Here is a 20,836-nt window from a genome sequence, read left to right as displayed (position 1 = left end):
CGTGGCGGCACTCTCTTGATGTTGCAGATATCCAACAATAGGACTTGCTGATGCAGTGTAGTTTTGCGTGCTCGGGAAGGATTGCGTATTCTCCGATTCGTAGGCATCAAACATTCAACTGGTTGATGTTAATACAGGTGGTTTTAACAAACCTCTCGTGTCTAGGAGAAAACTAAATGTTCAAGCGTGTTCTGATCGCTTCTGCCCTGGCAGCAGCATTCGCAGTTCCGGCTATGGCCGAAGTGGCAATCAGCGGTTCCGCTGAAATGGATTTGATGGTTGGTACTAACCGTGCTGAAGGTAACAGCTCCGGTACCCAACTGTACGAAGAAATCGCAATCACCATCAACGTTGATGGCAAGGACAAGCTGGACAACGGTGATACCCTGTCCTGGCGCCTGGCTCAGAAAGTCGCTACTGACTGGAAATACGATTCCTGGGGTGCTCGTGAAGCCTGGATCGGCTACGAAGGCAGCTGGGGTAACCTGCGCTTTGGTAACCAGTTCACCGACACCTACCTGACTCTGGACTGGCCGTACGGTGTTAACGGTTCGGGCAACATGACCGCTGACCAAGGTACTCTGGCTGTTTGGACTGGTCGTGATGGCTTCGGCGGTTCCATCCGCTACGCTACTCCGTCCTTCAGCGGTGTTGGCCTGACTGCTCAGTACATCATCGGTTCCTACGCAGCTGACGGCTCCAATGCTGACGGCTGGGATCTGGGCCTGAATGGTTCCTGGGGTGGTTTCAACCTGAACGCTGGTTATCAAGTCCTGAACAACCGCGCTCACACCCAACAATCCTTCGGCGGCGACACTGCTAGCTGGCTGAATGTTAAGGGCAGCCAAAACGAAACCGAACTGTACTTCGTTGGCGCTCGCTACAACTTCGGCGACTTCAACCTGCGTGGTCTGTACAAGCACAACAGCGTTACCCTGAACAACGTTGAAGCTGAAGCTGATCAGTGGTTGATCGGTGGTGGCTACAGCTTCGGCAAGAACAGCATCACTGTTTCCTACCAGCAACTGATGGACGCTGATGTAAGCGGTGGCGCTAACCCGGGTTCCCGTAACTCCGGTGCTCAGCAAATCGCTGGTCAATGGAACTACAGCATCTCCAAGAACTCCGTGTTCTTCGTACAAGGCCGTTATCACATGTATGACAGCACTTCCAACGACGTAGGTGGTAACTACTCCCCGCGTTATGACGGTTCTGTTGCAAGCAAAGACAACAGCTTCCGCCTGACCGTTGGTACTTGGACTGGCTTCTAATCGTCTGACCTAGTCAAACGCTTAGATACGAAAAGGGCAGCGCAAGCTGCCCTTTTTTATTGCTCTTTGATCTGCGAAAGGCCTTTTGCCTGCGGGCGCGAGTGGATTGTGCTGCAGATAATCGCTGATGCGGTAATGTAATGGCCTGCGCATTCTGACTACGCAGATTCCCTGATGCCGATGCCGCAAGGTGGTTGTTTAACGCAGCAGGCAATCCAGCCCGGCGATGATGGCCTTGGCGATGTTTTGCTGTACTGCGTGCTGCTTCAGCTGTTTTGCCTCTTCCGGGTGCCGGATTACTCCGGCTTCGAGCAGCAGGGCAGGGATGCTGTTGTGCTTGAGAACGGCAAAATTGGCCTGATAAATGCCCAGCTGGCGATCCAGTAGTGGCCGATTTTCGCCGGCAATGCCATCGCTGTGATGCAGGGTGGGCTGAAAGCCTCGGCTTTGCATGGCTTGCGAGATCATGCCTGCGCAATGCAGGCTTTGTGCGTAAGCCGGTCCGTCGGAAAATACGTAAAGCGAATAGCCGCGAAAGCGCTCGCTCATCCATTGTGACTGACCGTTGACCAGCCATTCTTCCAGATATTCCTGTTTCATCGAGTCATGGTGCAGCGAAATGAACAGGTCGCTGCCACTTGCGGCTTCGGCGCGTGGCTTCAGTTCGTTCATCAGGCCATCTGCGCCGACGACCTTCACCACATGCCCTGCCGCCTGCAACTGCTTCACGACCACATCCGCCAGGGCCTGGTTGTAGCTGAATTCGGTTTCACCATAAGCACTGGTCGTGCCGGGGTTGGCAAGGTTGTGGCCGACGTCGATCACGATGCGTGCCGCGTGGCTGCTGGCCACACTGGCGCTACAAAAAACGCTGGCCATGACCAGCGTTTGCAGGAATGCGGGTTTCGCCTGGCGCATCATTCTGCTACTTGCCGTCCTGCTGTTCGTTCTGTCTTGCGCCTTCCAGTGCGGCAACTTTCTGCGCGGTCGCCTCGGCGCGCTTGGCTGCAAACTTGGGGCGCAGCATATTCATCAGGATGATGTCGCGAACGTTCATCAGAATGAAGAGCCAGGCAATCAGAATGCCGGCATAGACCATGCTGTCATTGCGCAGGGTTGGCATGAAGTGTTGCAGTAGCGGATTGAGCGCAAACTGCACGCTGGCGACGATGATGACAAGCAGGAATACCGTGGAGATGGCGCGTTCTTTCAGGAAGGTGCCGCGCAGAAGGATACGCTGCTCCATTTTGCTCAAGTCCTGCAGTTCGGGAACCTGGTCAGGGCGTAGATAAAAAGCCACTTTCAATTACCTCATGGGTATTGCCATGTAGCCCTTTTATTGCAAGGGGTATGCAGCAATACTTGGTTGTGTATGTTTACCGGTTTCCCGGGAAAGACGAAGGCCGCATGCAGCGGCCTTCGCTTGGATTTACTTCAGTGCAACTTGTTCCTTAGCCCAGCCACTTGCGGGCGTTGCGGAACATGCGCATCCAGCCGCCGTCCTCGCCCCAGTATTCCGGGTGCCAGCTGTTCTGAGCTGTTCTGAAGACGCGTTCCGGGTGCGGCATCATGATGCTGAAGCGTCCATCAGCCGTGGTGACACCGGCGATGCCTTGCGGGCTGCCATTCGGGTTGAGCGGGTAGGTCTGCGTGACCTTGCCGTGGCTGTCGACATAGCGCATTGCAACGATGGCCTGGCTGATGTTGCCCTGCTGGCTGAAGTTGGCAAAGCCTTCGCCGTGGCTGACCACGACCGGGAACTGGCTGCCGGTCATGCCGCCGAAGAACAGCGACGGCGACTCCGGCAGCTCGACCATCACAAAGCGGGCTTCAAACTGCTCCGACTGGTTGCGCGTGAATTTTGGCCAGTTTTCCGCGCCCGGGATGATGCCCGACAGGTTGGCCATCATCTGGCAGCCGTTGCATACGCCCAAGCCGAAGGTGTCGCTGCGGCCGAAGAAGGCTTCGAATTGCTCGCGGGCCTGCGGGTTGAACAGAATGCTCTTTGCCCAGCCTTCGCCAGCACCCAGTACGTCGCCGTAGGAGAAGCCACCGCAGGCCGCCAGACCCTGGAAGTCATCCAGCTTGACGCGGCCGGCAATGATGTCGCTCATGTGCACGTCGGTGGCGGCAAAACCGGCGCGCGTGAAGGCGGCGCCCATTTCGACATGACCATTGACGCCCTGTTCGCGCAGGATGGCGATGCGCGGCTTGGCACCGGTCGCAATAAACGGCGCGGCGATGTCCTCGCTCGGATCAAAGCTCAGTTTGGCAAACAGGCCCTTGTCGTTCCTGTCGGACAGCAGTGCATATTCGCTGTCTGCGCAGGCCGGATTGTCGCGCAGACGCTGGATTTGCCAGCTGGTGAACGACCAGGCCTTGTGCAGGTCGATGCGCGTCTCGTCGAGCAGGACATGGTTGCGTTTCTTGATCTTCAGCTTGTCATCGCCATTCAGGTGGCCGATGACGTGCAACTCGCTGGCCAGGCCCGCGTTCATGAACGCGGCGATGACTGCCGCCGTGTCGCTGCGTTTTACCTGCAGCACAGCGCCCAATTCTTCGTTGAACAGCACGCCCATCACGCGGCCGTTTTCGGCGCGGGTCACGTCTTCCGGCGTGACTTCATCGTGCGCGCGCTGCTGGCGGCGGCGGTCAATACAGAGTTCGTCAATTTCCAGCGTGACGCCGACATGGCTGGCAAACATCATTTCCGCGACAGTCGCAATCAGGCCACCGTCACCGCGATCGTGGTAGGCCAGCAGCTTGCCCTGGGCATTGAGGCTCTGCACCGTCGTGAAGAAGGATTTCAGATGCGGAACGCTGACCACGTCCGGCGCCCAGTTGCCGACCTGCTTGTTGACTTGCGCCAGTGCGGAGGCGCCCAGGCGGCATTTGCCGCAGCCCAGATCAATCAGCAACAGATCGGTGTCTCGGTCATTGACCAGTTGCGGTGTCAGCGTCTTGCGCACGTCAGTGACTGGCGCGAAGGCAGAGATGATCAGCGAGAGCGGGGCGACCACGGCCTTTTTCTCGCCCTGATCTTCCCATACGGTCTTCATCGACAGCGAATCCTTGCCGACCGGAATGCTCACGCCCAGTTCGCGGCACATTTCCAGGCCGACAGCCTCGACGGTGTCGTACAGGTTGGCGTCTTCACCCGGGTGGCCGGCAGCAGCCATCCAGTTGGCCGAGAGTTTCACGTCGCCCAGCTTGGCAATCGGGGCTGCGGCGATATTGGTCAGTGCTTCGCCGACCGCCATGCGGCCAGAGGCCGGTGCAGAAATCAGAGCCAGCGGCGTGCGCTCGCCCATTGCCATGGCCTCGCCCACATTGGTGTCGTAAGTCATGGCGGTGACGGCCACGTCGGCGACCGGCACCTGCCAGGGGCCGACAAACTGGTCGCGCGCAGTGTAGCCACCCACGGTGCGGTCGCCGATGGTGATCAGGAATTTCTTGTCGGCAACCGACGGCAGCTGCAGCACGCGGTAGAGGGAGTCTTTCAGGTTGAGCGTGGAAGAGTCAAAAACCGGCATTTCCGGCTTGATGCGCTGCACATCGCGCGTCATTTTCGGCGGCTTGCCGAGCAGCACATCCATCGGCATGTCAACGGGCTTGTTGCCGAAATGCGGATCTTCCACCACCAGCTGGCGATCAGAAGTGACACGACCGATAACGGCAAACGGGCACCGCTCGCGCTCGGCAATCGCTTCGAAGGTCAGCAGCGCTTCCGGCTTGATCGCCAGCACATAGCGCTCCTGCGATTCGTTCGACCAGATTTCCTTCGGTGCCATGCCGCGCTCTTCGATATGCACCTTGCGCAGATCGAAGATGGCACCCATGCCGGCATCGTTCACCAGCTCGGGGAAGGCGTTGGAAATGCCGCCGGCGCCAACGTCGTGGATGGACTCGACCGGGTTCTTCTCACCCAGTTGCCAGCAGCGGTCGATGACTTCCTGCGCACGGCGTTCGATTTCCGGGTTGCCGCGTTGAACGGAATCAAAGTCGAGATCAGCGGCGTTCGCGCCGGTCGCCATCGAGGACGCGGCGCCGCCGCCCATGCCAATCAGCATGCCCGGGCCGCCGAGCTGGATCAGCAGCGCGCCATCGGGTAATGCATTCTTGCCGACGTGGATGTCGCGGATATTACCCATGCCGCCGGCGATCATGATCGGCTTGTGGTAGCCACGGCGCTCGCCGTTGACGGTTTCCTCGAAGGTACGGAAATAGCCGGTGAGGTTGGGGCGGCCGAATTCGTTGTTGAATGCCGCACCACCGATCGGGCCTTCGAGCATGATGTCGAGTGCCGAGGCGATGCGATCAGGCTTGCCGTAAGCCGGATCTTCCCAGGGCTGGATGGCGCCAGGGATGTTGAGGTTGGAAACGGTAAAGCCGGTGAGGCCCGATTTCGGCTTGGAGCCGCGGCCGGTGGCACCTTCATCGCGGATTTCGCCGCCGTTACCGGTGGCCGCACCGGCAAAGGGCGAAATGGCGGTCGGGTGGTTGTGTGTTTCCACCTTCATCAGGATGTGGGTTTTTTCCGCGTGGCCCGTATATTCCTTCGTTACTGCATCGGGGTAAAAGCGGTTGATTTCCGCGCCTTCGATGACCGAGGAATTATCGGAGTAGGCAACAACCGTGCCTTCCGGTGCGGCCTTGTGCGATTCGCGGATCATGCCGAACAGGCTGTAATCCTGTGCTTCGCCATTGATGATGAAGTTGGCATTGAAAATCTTGTGGCGGCAGTGTTCGGAATTGGCCTGTGCAAACATGGTCAGTTCGACATCGGTCGGGTTACGGCCGATTTTCTGGTAATTTTCAACCAGATAGTCGATTTCATCGTCCGACAGCGCGAAGCCAAATTCACCGTTGGCCTTGACCAACTCTGCCTTGCCACCGCCAAGGATGTCGACCGACAGCAGCGGCTTGGGTTCGAAATGACGGAAAAGCTCCCGGCCGGCATCGAGCGAATCGAAAACCTGCTCGGTCATGCGATCGTAAACCAGAGGCTGTAAGGTGTTGCGCTCGGCAGCGGACAGTGGCTGGCCATTCTTGCTGGCATGGATCACCATGCCGCGCTCGATGCGGATGACCTTGCCAGCCAGGCCGCAGTGCAACGCGATGTCGGTGGCTTTCGAGGACCAGGGCGAGATGGTGCCCAAGCGTGGCAGCACAAGCAGCATGCTGCCGGCGGCAAGTTCCGGACGTGCCGGCTCGCCATAGCTGAGAATGCGTTCCAGCGTGTCGCGCTCGGCCTCCGAGAGCGGAGCAGACAACTCGACAAAGTGCCAGTATTCAGCATACAACTGAAGAGCAAGACCCTGGGCAGCCAGTGTGCTGGCCAGTTTGTCGATACGGAACGGGGAGAGCGCGGTACCACCGCGCAGTGTGAGCACTTCAGCCATGTCTGGAAAGTCCACAATGCCAAGAGAAACAAAGACGTGATAATACCGAAAAACCCGTTTATCTGCTGGTTTGCCGTGCTTTTATGCATCTTGGCCAGCCTGCTGCCCAGACCAGCCGCTGCGGCCGATGTGGTGGCCTACACTGAAAATCTGCCCCCGCTGAATTACCTGGAAAATGGTCGGCCAGCCGGTTTTTCGGTCGAACTATTGCAGAAAATGGCGGCTGAGTCGGGAATGACGATTGATATCCAGGTCATGCCCTGGATCAGGGCTTACCAGACCGCTCAGGCGGATCGTGACTCGCTGCTGTTTACACTGGTCCGCACTCCCGAGCGGGAAAACCAGTTTTTCTGGATCGGACCGGTTGCCAAGCGGCAGGTCTATCTGTTTCGGCTGGCCAAGCGTAGCGATATTCGCCTGAACGATCTTGCTGATGCCAAGGCGTATCGCATCGGTGTGGTACGAGAATCTGCTGCCACCCGGCAGCTAGTGGCCAGCGGTTTCCGGCAGGGGGAGCAGCTTGAGCCGGGCAATGATGATTTCATGAATGTCAGAAAGCTCCGACATGAGCGCATCGATCTCATGCTGGCGCTGGATGCATCGGCTTACCTCAATCTCGAGAAGGCGGGCGGGCAACGATCGGAAATCGTTCCCGCGCTGCTGGTGGATGGTCAGAGCGACTACTACATCGGCGTGAACCGAGCGCTGGAACCCCAGAAACTGCAGGCACTGCAGCAAGCCTTTGGACGTTTGCAGCAGCGAGGGGAGCTTGCGGCCCTGCAGAAACGGTATTTTGGCCGCTAGCTCCTAGAGCAGTGAGCTTGAGCCTTCCGCATGAGCTGCCTGAGATTTGCCTGCTTCCCGACGTAGCATGAGGTGAATGTGTGCAACCGTTGTATGGTCAGGACGGTCTGCGGTCATCGCAGACTGGGATTGAGCCATCCGGTACTGCCGCTACCCTTATGCCAACCGGATGCGTGGCGAGCGGCAAAACTCGGCAAGCAGGGCAAAGACCGGATGGATGCAACAGGGTACTGTTCGGTGACAGTATGCGTACTCCGGCTTGTTGAGTCTGTTGCGGCGGACTATACAACACAGGCGCCTCGGACTGAGGGGAGCAGTCAGTTGGAGTATGATCGCTTGCTGATGTGCGCACTGTTTGCCGACAGGGACGCAAGCGCTTCAGCGCTGACGTGCTGAGGGAGCAGAGAGGAATGGGGCTGATGCCCCGAACAATTAAACATGCGGAGCCAATCACAATGACACACCCCGCCGGATCTCATCTTCAATTCACCTGGCAGTGCCTGGGAAATGGCCATAATGGCGACAATTTCCTGGCCGAGATGAAGCTTGTCAACCTGTCCGAGCTGGATCTTGCCGGCAAGGGCTGGACGATCTATTTCAATACCTGCCGCAAGATCAAGCCGGAAACCGTGACGGGGGGCGTGCTGATCGAGCAGGTCAATGGCGACCTCTGGCGCATGCAGCCGACCGCCGAATTCGGCAAGCTGGCCAGTGGCGATACTCGCCTGATTGCCTATGAAGGCATGTTCTGGACCATCTCAAACACCGATGCGCCGCTGGGTTTCTACATCGTTTATGACGAAGGCACCCCGGCCGCCCGTGCCGAAGCCATCGGCGACCCGCGCATCCTGCCTTTTGCGACCGATGCTGCACGTGATCGCAACGCGAATGACAAAACACCACAGAAGTGGTCGGCTGAAAGCCGCTACGCTGATAATGCCGGACTGAGCGTGATGGCCCCGGCCAAGGTCGGCAAGATCACGCCGACTCCGCTTGATGCCGCGTTCAACGATCATGCCTGCGTGATCGATGCCGATACGCTGATCGTGCACGATGCCGCACTTGCCTGCGAGGCGGCTTTCCTGCGCAGCGCACTGCACGATGTCAGTGGAGTGGAACTGCAGCGCTCGGCCATCAGGGTACCCGGTCGCATTGCGATTACGCTGCAGCTTGGCAAAGTTGCCGTACAGGGCGCGACAGATGAAGCGTACCGCCTCGACATCGGTGTGGACGGTGTCACGATCACAGGTCAAAGCGCGCATGGTGTCTTCAACGGCATCCAGAGCCTGCGCCAGCTGCTGCCGGTAGACAGCTTCCTCAATCCACAGGAAGCGCTGCTGGTGCCCTGCGGCCATGTCGTCGATTCGCCGCGCTTTGCCTATCGCGGCATGCATCTTGACGTCGGTCGCAACTTCTCCAGCAAGGAGTCGGTCCTGCGCCTGCTCGATTGCATGGCGCTCTACAAACTCAACAAATTCCATTTCCACCTCACCGATGACGAAGGCTGGCGCCTGGAAATCCCGGGCCTGCCGGAACTGACCGACATCGGCAGCAAGCGCGGCTATACCGCCGACGAGCGTGACAATCTGGTGCCGTGTTTCGGCTCTGGCGCCGAGGTAGAAGGTTCCTCCGGCACCGGCTATTACAGCCGTGCGGATTACCTTGAAATCCTGCGTTTTGCTACCGCCCGCCATATCGAAGTGGTGCCGGAAATCGACGTTCCCGGCCACGCCCGCTCGGCGATCAAGGCGATGGAAGCGCGCTATCACCGCCTGATGAGTGAAGGCCGCGAAGCGGAAGCCAAGCAGTATCTGCTCAATGATTTCAACGATGCATCCAAGTACGAATCGGTCCAGCTCTGGCACGACAACGTCATCTGCATTGCACTGGATTCCGCGTATGCCTTCATCGAAAAGGTGCTCGATGAAGTGCACGCGATGTACAAGGAAGCTGGAGCCCCGTTCAAGACCATGCACACCGGTGGTGACGAAGTGCCGCACGGCGCCTGGGAAGGTTCGCCACTGTGCCAGGCCTTCATGAAAGAGCACGGCTTGGCCACCATTCAGGATCTGCTGAATTACTTCATGGAACGCTATCGCGGCATGCTGAAAAAGCATGGCCTGACCTTTGGTGGCTGGGAAGAGATCGCACTGGTCAAGGAAACTCACGACGGTGCCACGCATCACGTGCCGAATCCGAAGTTCGTCAACGCCAACTTCCAGCCCTATGTCTGGAACAACGTCTGGGGCTGGGGCCAGGAAGACTATGCCTACCAGCTGGCCAACGCCGGCTACAAGACGGTGCTGTCGAACGTAACCAACCTCTACTTCGATCTGGCCTATGCCAAGGATCCTGCTGAACCGGGCTACTACTGGGGCGGTTTCATCGAAACGCGTTATGCCTACGAATTCTGCCCGCTGGACATCTTCACCACGGCCACGGTCAACCTCTTCGGCCATCCGCTTGATCGCGAGGCACTGGACAAGAAGGTGCGACTGACGGCAGAGGGCGTCCAGAACATCCTCGGCATCCAGGGGCAGCTGTGGTCGGAAAACGTCCGCAACGCCGGCCGTCTCGAATATCTGGCAATGCCGCGCGTCATTGCCCTGGCCGAGCGTGCCTGGGCGGCTGATCCGGGCTGGACGTCAATCGAGGATGCGGTTGCACGGCAAGCGAAGATGGATACGGACTGGAACGAGTTTGCCAACCGCCTTGGCCAGCGCGAACTGCCGCGTCTGGACGGCTTCCTTGGCGGCTACGGTTACCGTATCCCGCAACCGGGCGCGAAGATCGAGAACGGCAAGCTCTACGCCAATGTCTCGGCGCCAGGCCTGACCATCCGCTACACCACCGATGGCAGCGAGCCGATCGCTACCTCGCCGCGCTATATCGCACCGGTGGAAGTGGCCGGCACGGTCAAGCTGGCGACGTTCAGCAGCAGCAACCGCAAGAGCTGGACTGTAAAGGTGGCTTGATGCGGGGTATGGCCGTGCTGCCCTTTTAATTAAAGGGTTTTATGGTTATACATTACTGTGTATTTGACAGTACCGATGTCGTCCGGCAACAAGAAAAAACCCGCCTAGGCGGGTTTTTTCTTGTTGGACGGATTGATCAGCGGTCGCGACTGAAGCTGATTTTAACCTCGCTGGCATCGACTCTGATCACATCCTTCGGGCCGAAATGGCCGGCGAGCAGTTCCTTCGCCAGCACATTCTCGATCTGCTGCTGGATCGCGCGCTTCAGCGGCCGTGCGCCATACACCGGATCGAAGCCGGCTTCCGCCACCAGGTCGAGCGCGGCATCGCTGCAGATGAGGCTGATGTCCATCTGCGCCAGCCGCGCTTCCAGCCGGCCAAGTTGAATGCGGGCGATATTGCGGATGGCCGCCTGATCCAGGCCGTGGAACACCACCACCTCGTCAATGCGGTTGATGAACTCGGGGCGGAAATGCGTCTTCACCTCGGCCATCACGGCGAGCTTGACCACCTGGTAATCCGAATCCGCCATCATCTGGATGTGCTGGCTACCGAGGTTCGACGTCATCACGATCACGGTGTTCTTGAAATCCACCGTGCGACCCTGGCCGTCGGTGAGGCGCCCGTCGTCGAGTACTTGCAGCAGCACGTTGAACACGTCCGGATGGGCTTTCTCCACCTCGTCGAGCAGGATGACCGAGTAGGGCTTGCGGCGGACGGCCTCGGTGAGATAGCCGCCTTCTTCATAGCCGACATATCCCGGCGGGGCGCCGATCAGCCGCGCGACCGAGTGTTTCTCCATGAATTCGCTCATGTCGAGCCGGATGATGTGCTCGTCGGTATCGAACAGGAAGGCCGCCAGTGCCTTGGTCAGCTCCGTCTTGCCGACGCCGGTGGGGCCGAGGAACAGGAAGGAGCCATACGGCCGGTTCGGATCGGCCAGACCCGAGCGTGAACGACGGATGGCGTCCGCCACCAGTGTGACCGCCTCGTGTTGTCCAACCACGCTGCGGTGCAACGCGTCTTCCATTTTCAGCAACTTGTCGCGCTCGCCTTCCATCATCTTGCTGACCGGGATGCCGGTGGCGCGGCTGACCACCTCGGCGATTTCTTCGGCACCGACCTGGGTGCGCAGCAGCTTCGGCTTGTCGCTACCACCGGCCTCGCTGGCTTCGGCGGCTTTCAGCTTGGCTTCCAGCGCCGGCAGTTCGCCGTATTGCAGCTCGGACACTTTCTGCCATTCGCCGGCGCGCTTGAGCGCTTCCATCTGGTTTTTCAGTTTCTCGATGTCTTCCTTGATGGCCTGGCTGCCGAGCACCGAGGCTTTTTCGGCTTTCCAGATTTCTTCCAGATCGTTGAACTCGCGCTGCAGGCGTTCGAGTTCTTCCTCGATCAGCGCCAGGCGGCGCTGCGAGGCTTCGTCCTTTTCCTTCTTGACTGCTTCGCGCTCGATCTTCAGCTGGATCATGCGGCGTTCCAGCTTGTCCATGACTTCCGGCTTGGAATCGATTTCCATCTTGATGCGGCTGGCGGCTTCGTCGATCAGGTCGATGGCCTTGTCCGGCAGGAAGCGGTCGGTGATGTAGCGGTGCGACAACTCGGCGGCGGCGACGATGGCCGGGTCGGTGATGTCGACGCCGTGGTGGATTTCGTACTTTTCCTGCAGGCCGCGCAGGATGGCAATGGTGGCCTCGACGCTCGGTTCGTCCACCAATACTTTCTGGAAGCGGCGCTCCAGCGCGGCATCCTTTTCGATGTATTTGCGGTATTCGTCGAGCGTGGTGGCGCCAATGCAGTGCAGCTCGCCGCGCGCCAGTGCCGGTTTCAGCATATTGCCGGCGTCCATCGCGCCATCGGCCTTGCCGGCGCCGACCAGTGTGTGCAGCTCGTCGATGAAGATGATGTTGTTGCCTTCGTCCTTGGCGAGTTCATTGAGCACGGCTTTCAGGCGCTCCTCAAACTCCCCGCGGTATTTGGCGCCAGCGAGCAAAGATGCTAGATCCAGAACCAATACCCGCTTGGATTTCAGCGAGTCGGGCACTTCGCCGTTGACGATGCGCTGCGCCAGCCCTTCGACGATCGCCGTCTTGCCCACGCCCGGCTCGCCGATCAGCACCGGGTTGTTCTTGGTGCGGCGTTGCAGCACCTGGATCGCGCGGCGAATTTCGTCGTCGCGGCCGATCACCGGGTCGAGCTTGCCGGCCTTGGCGCGCTCGGTCAGGTCGACGGTGTATTTCGACAAGGCTTCGCGCTGTGTCTCAGAGTCGGCGCTATTGACCGCCTCGCCGCCGCGCGCGGCGTTGATGGCCGCTTCGATCGAGTTGGTCTGCCCGCCGTGCTCCTTGAGCAGCTTGCCGGCGTCGCCACGGTCAGCAGTGAGCGCCAGCAGGAAGAGGTCGCTGGCGATGAACTGGTCGTTGCGCTTCATGGCCAGTTTTTCGGTTGCATTGAGCAAATTGCCCAGGTCGCGGCCGATGCTGATGTCGTGGTCGCCGCTGACATTCTTGGCGAGCTGCTTGATCTTGCCATCCAGCGCGTTTTTCAGCGCCTGCACATTGACGCCGGCGCGCGCCAGCAATGCCGGGGCACCGGAATCCTGATCTGCCAGCAGGGCGGCAAGCACGTGCGCCGGCTCGATAGCCGGGTTGTCATTGGCCAGCGCCAGACTTTGCGCGTCGGCCAGCGCCTGCTGGAATTTGGTGGTGAGTTTGTCGAGTCGCATGGTGAAAACCCTCTTTAATTCATGGTCATAGCTTAGATGGGTTTTCCCGCGAGCATTTCAAGCGGCAGGCTGAAGAGATGACATGTGGTGACAGGGGTATATCGGGTGATGGATATGCTGCTGCAGGCATTTTTTGAAATGGTTGTGTGCAAATACCTGTGCTTACTCTCCGCAGGTGCGGTTGCGTCCCTGCTCTTTGGCCTGATACAGGAAGTGGTCAACGCGGGCCAGCAGATCGTGCGCCGAGTCACCCTCGTGCCTTTCCGTGACGCCAATACTGACCGTGATGGTACCGAGCTCCGGCTTGATGCTGGTCCAGTCATGCTGGGCAATCGATAGCCTGATCCGCTCGGCCACCTGCCGCGCGGTTTCGACCGCCGCGCCTGGCAGCAGGATGGTGAATTCTTCCCCGCCGTAGCGCGTGATGAATTCGTCCTGCCGACAGCAGGTCTGGACGATGCCGGCAAGCGTGCGCAATACGGCGTCACCGGTCAGGTGCGAGTGCAGGTCGTTGACCTGCTTGAAGTGGTCGATATCGAGCATCAGGATGCTCAGGGGGCGGTGAGTCTGGCTGGCCCGGTAAAGCTCGCGATCCAGGCGTTCTTCAAGCGCACGGCGGTTGTAGACGCCGGTGAGCGGGTCGGTTTCAGCCTCGACCTTGAGAGCCTGGATGTGTTCTTCGTGCAGGTGCAATCGCGCCAGCAGACTGGTGTTTTCTTCTTCGGATTGAGCCAGGGCCAGCTCGTTTTCCATGCGGCGCATGCGGCGGCGCGTGGTCGGATCGATCTGGTGCCGGTTTTGTGTGTCGATTAGCGCCAGGGTCAGCTCTGTGTAGCGGCGATGGTGATGCAGAGCTGCCGGATAATCCTGTTCCTGCTTGCTGATGCTGTAGAGCAGTTCTTCGGCCTGCATCTCGAACAGGGTGGATGTGATCTGGCCTGCGAGCCCCCGTGCCACTTCCAGTTGCTCGCGTGCGGCGGGCAGATTGTTCAGGATAAAGTGGATGCGCCCGGTTTCCAGTACAGCCAGTGCCTCGTTCCAGATCAGCCTGTGCATTTTGCTCAATTGCAATGCCTGTTGCATCAGCGCCAGTGCGTCCTGCCACTGCCCGCGCGCGGCATAGATCTGGCCGCGGTAGATCAGGAGCTCGCAGCGGGCGTGTTCCGCTTGTGTGGCATGCTCCAGGTGGTCTTCGGCGATGGCCAGTGCCACGAAGGCACGGTCGAATTCTGCCAGCTTGAGATAGTCGGCGGCGAGGCAGAGATGGATGGAGGAGCTGAGGCTGACATCCTTGAGCGAGTAGGAAAGCTCGACCGATCGCAGATGCTGTTCCTTGGCCTCGTCATACTTGCCCAGGGCATAAAACACCTTGCCGATACCGAGGTGGGCACGGACAAGACCATAGCGGCTGTCTTCCTTCAGCGAGGCCTCGAAGCAGTCCAGCCATTGCCGCAGTGCGATGTCGATCTGTCCGCGGATGAGATGAATGCCGGCCAGTTCATCGCGCGCTTCGGCGATCAGGTAATGAAAGTTGCGCTGCCTGGCGTTGCGCAGCGCTCTGGTCAGCTGGTGTTCGGCGTTGACGAAATCACCAGTGCGAGCTGTGCAGATGGCATGCAGCAGATTGAGTGCGACACGCTCGACCGGGTCGTGCCGGGTCGCGATCTGGGATGCCGCCTCGGCCTGGGCCGCCACCGGGTCGCGCATCAGCAGGTCATGCAGCTGGAAAATGAAGGGCAGGTTGTGGTCGCCGGCTGTGCTGCTCATGCGATCACCTCGTTGCCGGTTGCCGGCCAGCGCCATTGCGGGCTGGCTGCAATAATCTGGGGGCCGGGCTTGTCGTCAGCAATCCAGTCGACCGGAGTCAGGCTGTGCGACAAAAAGGCGTTTTCGTATTCCCAGCGCAACTGGGGTATCCATTCCTGCAGGTGCCTGCAGGCTGCACCGCTGACGGCACGGTCGACAATCAGCAGCAAACCGGAGCCGTTGAAGCGGATGGCTGCACCATGGAACTGGCGGGCGGCTTCCTGTACCAGGCTGGCGCAACGCTGGATAAGCCGGTCTCCGGCGGTGCTGCCATAGAGCTCGTTGAATACAGGCAGACCGTGCAATTGCCAGAGCAGTAGCGTGATACGGTCGCTGTGCCCGCCGTGCTGCCATTGTTGCAGCAGGCTTTCCAGAGCACTGCGGCGCAGCAGGCCGGTGAGTGGGTCTTCTGTCTGTTCGCCCGGTTTTTGCACGCCTGCTTGCTGCAGCAGGGCAAGGTCGTAGCGCGCCTTGAGCAATTGCAAGCGCAATTCAAGCTGTGCCATGCGTGCTGGCGTGAGCTGGCGCTGGTTGCGTTTGAGCTGGCGGCGATGGCCGACGGCAAAGCGGTGATACGATTCGTGGGCAGAAAGGGCGGCCGCAAAATCACCGGCAGCTTCGCGCAATGCGACAAGCTGCAGGCAGATTTGCTGCAGCAGGTAGCCCTGATCGAAACTGCTGGCGATGGCAATCGCTGTTTCCAGTGTCGTGCCGGCTTGGGTGATCTTGCCCTGTGCCTGATAGAGCTTGGCAAGAAGCATGCGGTTCTGGGTTTCTCCCCAGAGCAGCATTTCCCTCATGTTGATCTGCAGGGAACTCTGCAATGCTGCTTCTGCTTCGCCGATGTGGCCGAGCTCAAGGTGAATGGCTGCGGCATAGTGATGGATTTCTGCCTGCCAGGCCGGGTCAGTGTGCACTGCGTCGATATTTTCCCGGGCAACCGCGAGTACGTGCAATCCTTCTTCGGCCTGCCCGGACTGGACCAGATCGAAAAGCAGGAAAAGGGCTGACTTCAGCCGCAATTGCGGGTCGGAGTGTTGTTCGGCCAGGTGGAAGGCGTAGCGGTGGTAAAGCTGTGCGCGCGCCGGCTGATTGTCATAAAGATAGTAGTGCCCGATACCGAGATAGGCTTCGATATATAGTTCAGGGTTGCCGCTGGTGCCGGCTTCTTCCAGGCAGAGAATCCAGCCTTCCAGCGCCTTGCTGTAATTCCCCTGCGCATTCTGCAGCAAGGCCTGCAGGCTGAGTGCTTCAGCCCGCAGCAGGGGCGCTTCATCACTGAGGCTGAGCACCCTGCGGATGTGCTGCAGCCCTTCCGTGTAGCGCACCAGCCCCCAGGCAATACGAGCCCGCTCGAGGTGTATCGCAGCCTCAAGCCCACTGTCATTGACACGGTTCAGCAATGCTTCTGCCTGATCGACCAGCAAGGCTGCCGCTCTGGCTGAACCGTTGCGGGTTTCAGACCGGGCTTGCTGCAGCAGTTGATAGACTCGCTCGTCGGCGGGCATGCAGGAAAATCCGTGATCGGTACTTGCCGATTATAGAAGGAAAACGGCCCGGACAAACTTGCCGGGCCGTTTCTGTTACTGCTGTGTATCAATTGGCGACACAATCAACAAAGTAGCACTTGCCACCGGGGTGGTCCTCCGCCACAAGGCCATGAGTGTATGTCTCGAAGCCCGGGAAACGACCATTGAACTCGCGGACGAATTTCAGATAGTCAACGATGGTCTTGTTGAACACTTCTCCCGGTACCAGCAGCGGAATGCCCGGCGGGTAGGGCGTCAGCATCACGGCGGTGACGCGGCCTTCCAGTTCGTCCAGCGGTACGCGCTCGATTTCCTTGTGTGCCATTTTGGCAAAGGCCTTGGACGGTTTCATCGCCGGCACCAGATCGGACAGGTACATCTCGGTCGTCAGCTTGGCAACGTTGTTGTCGCGGTAGATGCCGTGAATCTGCTGGCACAGGTCGCGCAGGCCCACGCGCTCGTACTGAGGGAACTGGGCGATGAATTCCGGCAGGATGCGCCACAGCGGGGCATTCTTGTCGTAATCGTCCTTGAATTGCTGCAATGCAGTCACCATGGTGTTCCAGCGGCCCTTGGTGATGCCGATGGTGAACATGATGAAGAAGGAATACAGGCCGGTTTTCTCGATCACCACGCCATGCTCGGCCAGATACTTGGCCACGATGGCGGCCGGAATGCCGCTATCGGCAAAGTTGCCGTCGACATTCAGCCCCGGGGTCAAGATCGTTGCCTTGATCGGGTCGAGCAGGTTGAAGCCTTCGGCGATATCGCCAAAGCCGTGCCAGTTTTCGCCGGCCTTCAGCATCCACGCGTCGCGGTGATCCAGGCCCTCGTCGGTGAGGTCATCCGGGCCCCAGACGCGGAACCACCAGTCCTGGCCGTATTCCTCGTCGACCTTGCGCATCGCACGGCGGAATTCCAGCGCCTCGGCCAGTGATTCTTCCACCAGCGCGGTACCGCCCGGTGCTTCCATCATTGCCGCCGCCACATCGCAGGATGCGATGATCGCGTATTGCGGGCTGGTGGAGGTGTGCATCAGGTAGGCTTCGTTGAAGATGTCGCGGTCGAGCTTGTTGTCGATCGCATCCTGCACCAGGATCTGCGAGGCCTGCGAAATGCCGGCCAGCAGCTTGTGCGTGGATTGCGTCGAGAAGATCATCGAATCCTTGCAGCGCGGGCGGTCTTCGCCAATCGCGTGATAGTCGCCGTAGAAGTCGTGGAAGGCCGCATGCGGCAGCCAGGCTTCGTCGAAATGCAGCGTCTCGATTTCACCGTCCAGTAGCCCCTTGATTTCCTCGACGTTGTACAGAATGCCGTCGTAGGTCGACTGCGTGATGGTCAGCACGCGCGGCTTGATGTCGGGGTTTTCGGCCAGCTTTTCGCGGCAGAAGGGGTTGGCCAGCATTTTCTTGCGGATCGCTTCCGGTTCGAATTCGCTGCGCGGGATCGGGCCGATGATGCCGTAGTGGTTGCGGGTGGGCATCAGGAAGATCGGTACTGCGCCGGTCATCATGATCGCGTGCAGGATGGACTTGTGGCAATTGCGGTCCACCACCACGATGTCACCCGGTGCCACGGTCGAGTTCCACACGATCTTGTTGGAGGTCGACGTGCCGTTGGTGACGAAGAACAGGTGATCGGCATTGAAGATGCGTGCGGCGTTGCGCTCGCTTGCTGCCACCGGGCCGGTGTGATCCAGCAGCTGGCCGAGCTCGTCCACCGCATTGCACACGTCGGCGCGCAGCATGTTTTCGCCGAAGAACTGGTGGAACATCTGGCCGACCGGGGATTTCAGGAAGGCCACGCCGCCGGAGTGACCCGGGCAGTGCCAGGAATAGGAGCCGTCCTGGGCGTAGTGGGTCAGCGCGCGGAAGAAGGGCGGCGCCAGCCCGTCGAGGTAGGACTTCGCCTCGCGGATGATGTGGCGGGCCACGAATTCGGGGGTATCTTCATGCATGTGAATGAAGCCGTGCAGCTCACGCAATACATCATTGGGTATGTGGCGCGCGGTGCGGGTTTCACCATACAGGTAGATCGGAATGTCCGGGTTGCGGCGACGGATTTCCTCGACAAAGTGGCGCAGGTGGGTTAGCGCATCCTTGGTTTCTTCCGGAGATCCGCCACCAAATTCCTCATCGTCGATCGACAGGATGAAACCGGCTGCGCGGCTCTGCTGCTGGGCAAACGAGGTCAGGTCACCGTAGCTGGTGTAGCCGACCACATCCATGCCCTCGGCCTCGATGGCCGCAGCCAGCTCGCGAATGCCGGAGCCGCTGGTGTTTTCAGAGCGGAAATCTTCGTCGATGATGACGAGGGGGAAGTAAAAACGCATTGGCGTGTCCTTTCCAGACATGTTGGGGTGGAAAGGGAGCGCGGTACCTCTGGCAACCTGCATGAGCGCGGGCTGTTACCGGCCTTGGACGTCCCGAAAAACGCGCTATGTTAGCGGGTTTTCGGGTCAAGGGTGTGACGATTCTTACCATTGACCGGGCCGCCCGTCAGCGGCTCAGAGTTTGCTCCACCAGTTCCAGCCATCCGGTGCCGTGCCGGAAGCCGGTATGGGGTAATCGGCCCGGTAATTCGCGCCGTTGTAGGAGACGATGCTTCCCTGTGGATATGCCGTATTGGCCTGCCAGGCGGGGTAGGCCGGCGTTGGCGTCGCCGAGGGCGCTGTGCTGGGGGAGACCGTCGGCGCCGTTGTCGGTGCCGCCGCGCCGGTGCCGATATAGGTACTGATCGCAAGGATCTGGGCCTGGCCCCGGCTGTCCGTCCAGCAGACATTCATGGATACCGCACGCACGCCCGGCGGATTGGCCGGGGTCGCGACGCGCCAGTAACGGCGGAATGTCGACGTGCTGCAGTCCGCAGCGCCATCCGCGCCATTGGCAAGGCTGCTGACGCCGGTAGCGCGCAACTCGTCGATTTTTTGTTGCGCCATGGCCTGGGCCCTGGAGCGATCCGCGCTATAGGCCACATCGCGATAGAGCGTGCCGGTAAAGCGGGAAAGGATCATCAGCCCGACGGCGAGAATGGCCACCGCGATCATTACCTCAATGAGGCTGATGCCGCGCTGGGTCTGGCGGGCCGGCATCAGAAATCCCTCCACGAACCGGCGCTGGCGGCCGGTTTTGCACTGCCGCCGCTCGGAATCTTCGAATAGGCCGTATCGGCAGTTACATTGAAGGAAAGGTTGCCGGTCACATCTCCGGCAAATGCCGCTCCGCCGATGATATGGAATGCGCCAGTCGCACTCGATGGCGCGGCGGTGTTGCCGAATACGTAGAGGAAACCCATCATCTGCAGGGTGTTGCCGAGCGACAGATTGCCCTCCACGATCAGGGTTTGCCCCGGAGCAGCAATCACGCCGAGCCAGCCGGTGGCACTGCTGACCGTCAGGTTGCCGGTGATCCAGACCTGATTCTTGCCGCTGCACTGGCTGGTAATGGTCGCAGGTGTGGCGTTGCCGCTGATCACGCAGGTGCTGCTGCTGCCCTTGATGGCGGCTGGTGTGGCACTGAAATATTTCTGGAAGTGCGCATTCTTGTCCACCGTTCCCGACACCTCGTAGGGTGGGTCGTATTTGTCGGACGACGAACAGTTACCGACTTTGCAGCCCGCGACATCACCGGTGGTTCCCGCGATGCTGCCGACGCTGATGCCACAGGTGAAGCCGTTCACGCCATTGGTTATGCCGTGAATGCTGGCATTGTTCTGGACGGTCAGCGCGCCGTTGATGTCCAGCGGGCAGATGGCCCCGCCCGATATCGAAAAATCGATCATCACGAACGCCTCTGAGTAGTCGCAACTGTCCGCACAGCCACGGCCGATCATGCGGAAGCGGTTGGTGCCGAGCACAGCCAGGTAGATTTCGTAAGTCTGCGCAAACCCCGCGATGTTGGCTCCCGCCTCGGTCAGGGGGAGGGGGAGCGTGCCACTGGCGGCTTGCCGCAGGCCGGAGAGCGTAAAGTCGTGGTTGTAGGCTGCATTGCTGGTGTTGAGATAACCGGCTGTGTTCAGCTTGGCCGAGTTGTCATAATTGTTCTTCAGTTGCCAGTCCCCGCCAGATTTCTGGAAGTACTTCTGGAAGTTCTGGGCGGTGTCCGTGCCGCCCAGCGTTCCCAGAAAGCCGTCAATGCCCGACTGGGCCGCCTCAAGCGCCAGCGTGCGCTTGTACTGGTTGGTGGTGGTGCGCTGCTCGATGAAGACTGCACGGTTGCTGTAAAGCGTGATGAAGGCCAGCACGATCAGCATGACGACGGCCACCAGCAGGGTGGCGAGGCCTTGCTGCCGGTGCAGCGCGTGACGGGGATGAAGGTGCGCTTTCATG

Annotated in this window: 12 protein-coding genes; 3 read left to right on the top strand and 9 right to left on the bottom strand. The window is 59.7% G+C overall.

From position 1 onward, the window contains the following. Positions 1-176 precede the first annotated feature (176 nt). Positions 177-1,271, top strand: a complete 1,095-nt coding sequence (locus H559_RS0114215) for a porin (protein WP_028453219.1) — start codon at positions 177-179, stop codon at positions 1,269-1,271. 198 nt (positions 1,272-1,469) lie between these two features. On the opposite strand, the gene H559_RS0114210 is transcribed toward H559_RS0114215, so the two are convergent. From H559_RS0114210 to purL, 3 genes are all read right to left on the bottom strand, one after another. Then, positions 1,470-2,192, bottom strand: a complete 723-nt coding sequence (locus H559_RS0114210) for an N-acetylmuramoyl-L-alanine amidase family protein (protein ID WP_051279523.1) — start codon at positions 2,190-2,192, stop codon at positions 1,470-1,472. 4 nt (positions 2,193-2,196) lie between these two features. Next, positions 2,197-2,517, bottom strand: coding sequence for a hypothetical protein (locus tag H559_RS0114205; protein ID WP_155845446.1), 321 nt, complete (start codon positions 2,515-2,517; stop codon positions 2,197-2,199). Positions 2,518-2,722: 205 nt separating this feature from the next. Then, the gene (purL, locus tag H559_RS0114200) at positions 2,723-6,673 is read right to left on the bottom strand and encodes a phosphoribosylformylglycinamidine synthase (RefSeq protein WP_028453216.1); all 3,951 of its coding nucleotides are present in this window, start codon (positions 6,671-6,673) and stop codon (positions 2,723-2,725) included. 75 nt (positions 6,674-6,748) lie between these two features. Here purL and H559_RS20580 point away from each other — a divergent pair, with 75 nt between their 5' ends. Together H559_RS20580 and H559_RS0114190 are read left to right on the top strand one after the other, a co-directional pair. Next, positions 6,749-7,477 (top strand): substrate-binding periplasmic protein, encoded by a 729-nt coding sequence (locus H559_RS20580; RefSeq protein ID WP_162143341.1) that lies wholly within the window; start codon positions 6,749-6,751, stop codon positions 7,475-7,477. A 455-nt stretch (positions 7,478-7,932) separates the two neighbouring features. Further along, positions 7,933-10,452: a beta-N-acetylhexosaminidase gene (locus H559_RS0114190; protein ID WP_155845444.1), complete on the top strand. Its 2,520-nt coding sequence runs from the start codon at positions 7,933-7,935 to the stop codon at positions 10,450-10,452. 136 nt (positions 10,453-10,588) lie between these two features. Here H559_RS0114190 and clpB read toward each other — a convergent pair whose 3' ends face one another. The 6 genes from clpB to H559_RS0114160 form a co-directional block, all read right to left on the bottom strand. Next, on the bottom strand, positions 10,589-13,174 hold the full coding sequence (gene clpB / locus H559_RS0114185) for an ATP-dependent chaperone ClpB (RefSeq protein WP_028453214.1): 2,586 nt from the start codon (positions 13,172-13,174) through the stop codon (positions 10,589-10,591). A gap of 162 nt (positions 13,175-13,336) precedes the next feature. Beyond that, positions 13,337-14,941, bottom strand: a complete 1,605-nt coding sequence (locus H559_RS21910) for a GGDEF domain-containing protein (protein WP_162143340.1) — start codon at positions 14,939-14,941, stop codon at positions 13,337-13,339. Continuing rightward, complete coding sequence (locus H559_RS0114175) at positions 14,938-16,488, bottom strand: diguanylate cyclase domain-containing protein (protein WP_028453213.1); 1,551 nt, start codon at positions 16,486-16,488, stop codon at positions 14,938-14,940. The genes H559_RS21910 and H559_RS0114175 overlap by 4 nt, the downstream gene beginning before the upstream one ends. An 88-nt stretch (positions 16,489-16,576) precedes the next feature. After that, positions 16,577-18,841 carry an arginine/lysine/ornithine decarboxylase gene (locus H559_RS0114170; RefSeq protein WP_028453212.1) on the bottom strand — a complete coding sequence of 755 codons (2,265 nt, stop codon included), beginning with the start codon at positions 18,839-18,841 and terminating at the stop codon, positions 16,577-16,579. Positions 18,842-19,015: 174 nt separating this feature from the next. After that, positions 19,016-19,600 (bottom strand): prepilin-type N-terminal cleavage/methylation domain-containing protein, encoded by a 585-nt coding sequence (locus tag H559_RS20570; RefSeq protein WP_034641461.1) that lies wholly within the window; start codon positions 19,598-19,600, stop codon positions 19,016-19,018. Beyond that, entirely contained in the window at positions 19,600-20,835 is a 1,236-nt protein-coding gene (locus H559_RS0114160; RefSeq protein ID WP_028453211.1) for a pilus assembly PilX family protein, read from the bottom strand. The genes H559_RS20570 and H559_RS0114160 overlap by 1 nt, the downstream gene beginning before the upstream one ends. Position 20,836: the final 1 nt, after the last annotated feature.

The sequence above is a fragment of the Chitinilyticum aquatile DSM 21506 genome (genome assembly GCF_000430805.1).
Classification (GTDB): domain Bacteria; phylum Pseudomonadota; class Gammaproteobacteria; order Burkholderiales; family Chitinibacteraceae; genus Chitinilyticum; species Chitinilyticum aquatile.
Note: the sequence above shows the minus strand (reverse complement) of the source record. Positions and strands in the feature narration are given on the sequence as shown.

Excerpts from the sequence above, each read along its gene's own strand:
- H559_RS0114215 (WP_028453219.1), top strand. The coding sequence starts at position 177 with ATGTTCAAGCGTGTTCTGATCGCTTCTGCCCTGGCAGCAGCATTCGCA.
- H559_RS0114210 (WP_051279523.1), bottom strand. The coding sequence starts at position 2,192 with ATGATGCGCCAGGCGAAACCCGCATTCCTGCAAACGCTGGTCATGGCC.
- H559_RS0114205 (WP_155845446.1), bottom strand. The coding sequence starts at position 2,517 with ATGGAGCAGCGTATCCTTCTGCGCGGCACCTTCCTGAAAGAACGCGCC.
- purL (WP_028453216.1), bottom strand. The coding sequence starts at position 6,673 with ATGGCTGAAGTGCTCACACTGCGCGGTGGTACCGCGCTCTCCCCGTTC.
- H559_RS0114190 (WP_155845444.1), top strand. The coding sequence starts at position 7,933 with ATGACACACCCCGCCGGATCTCATCTTCAATTCACCTGGCAGTGCCTG.
- clpB (WP_028453214.1), bottom strand. The coding sequence starts at position 13,174 with ATGCGACTCGACAAACTCACCACCAAATTCCAGCAGGCGCTGGCCGAC.
- H559_RS21910 (WP_162143340.1), bottom strand. The coding sequence starts at position 14,941 with ATGAGCAGCACAGCCGGCGACCACAACCTGCCCTTCATTTTCCAGCTG.
- H559_RS0114175 (WP_028453213.1), bottom strand. The coding sequence starts at position 16,488 with ATGCCCGCCGACGAGCGAGTCTATCAACTGCTGCAGCAAGCCCGGTCT.
- H559_RS0114170 (WP_028453212.1), bottom strand. The coding sequence starts at position 18,841 with ATGCGTTTTTACTTCCCCCTCGTCATCATCGACGAAGATTTCCGCTCT.
- H559_RS20570 (WP_034641461.1), bottom strand. The coding sequence starts at position 19,600 with ATGCCGGCCCGCCAGACCCAGCGCGGCATCAGCCTCATTGAGGTAATG.
- H559_RS0114160 (WP_028453211.1), bottom strand. The coding sequence starts at position 20,835 with ATGAAAGCGCACCTTCATCCCCGTCACGCGCTGCACCGGCAGCAAGGC.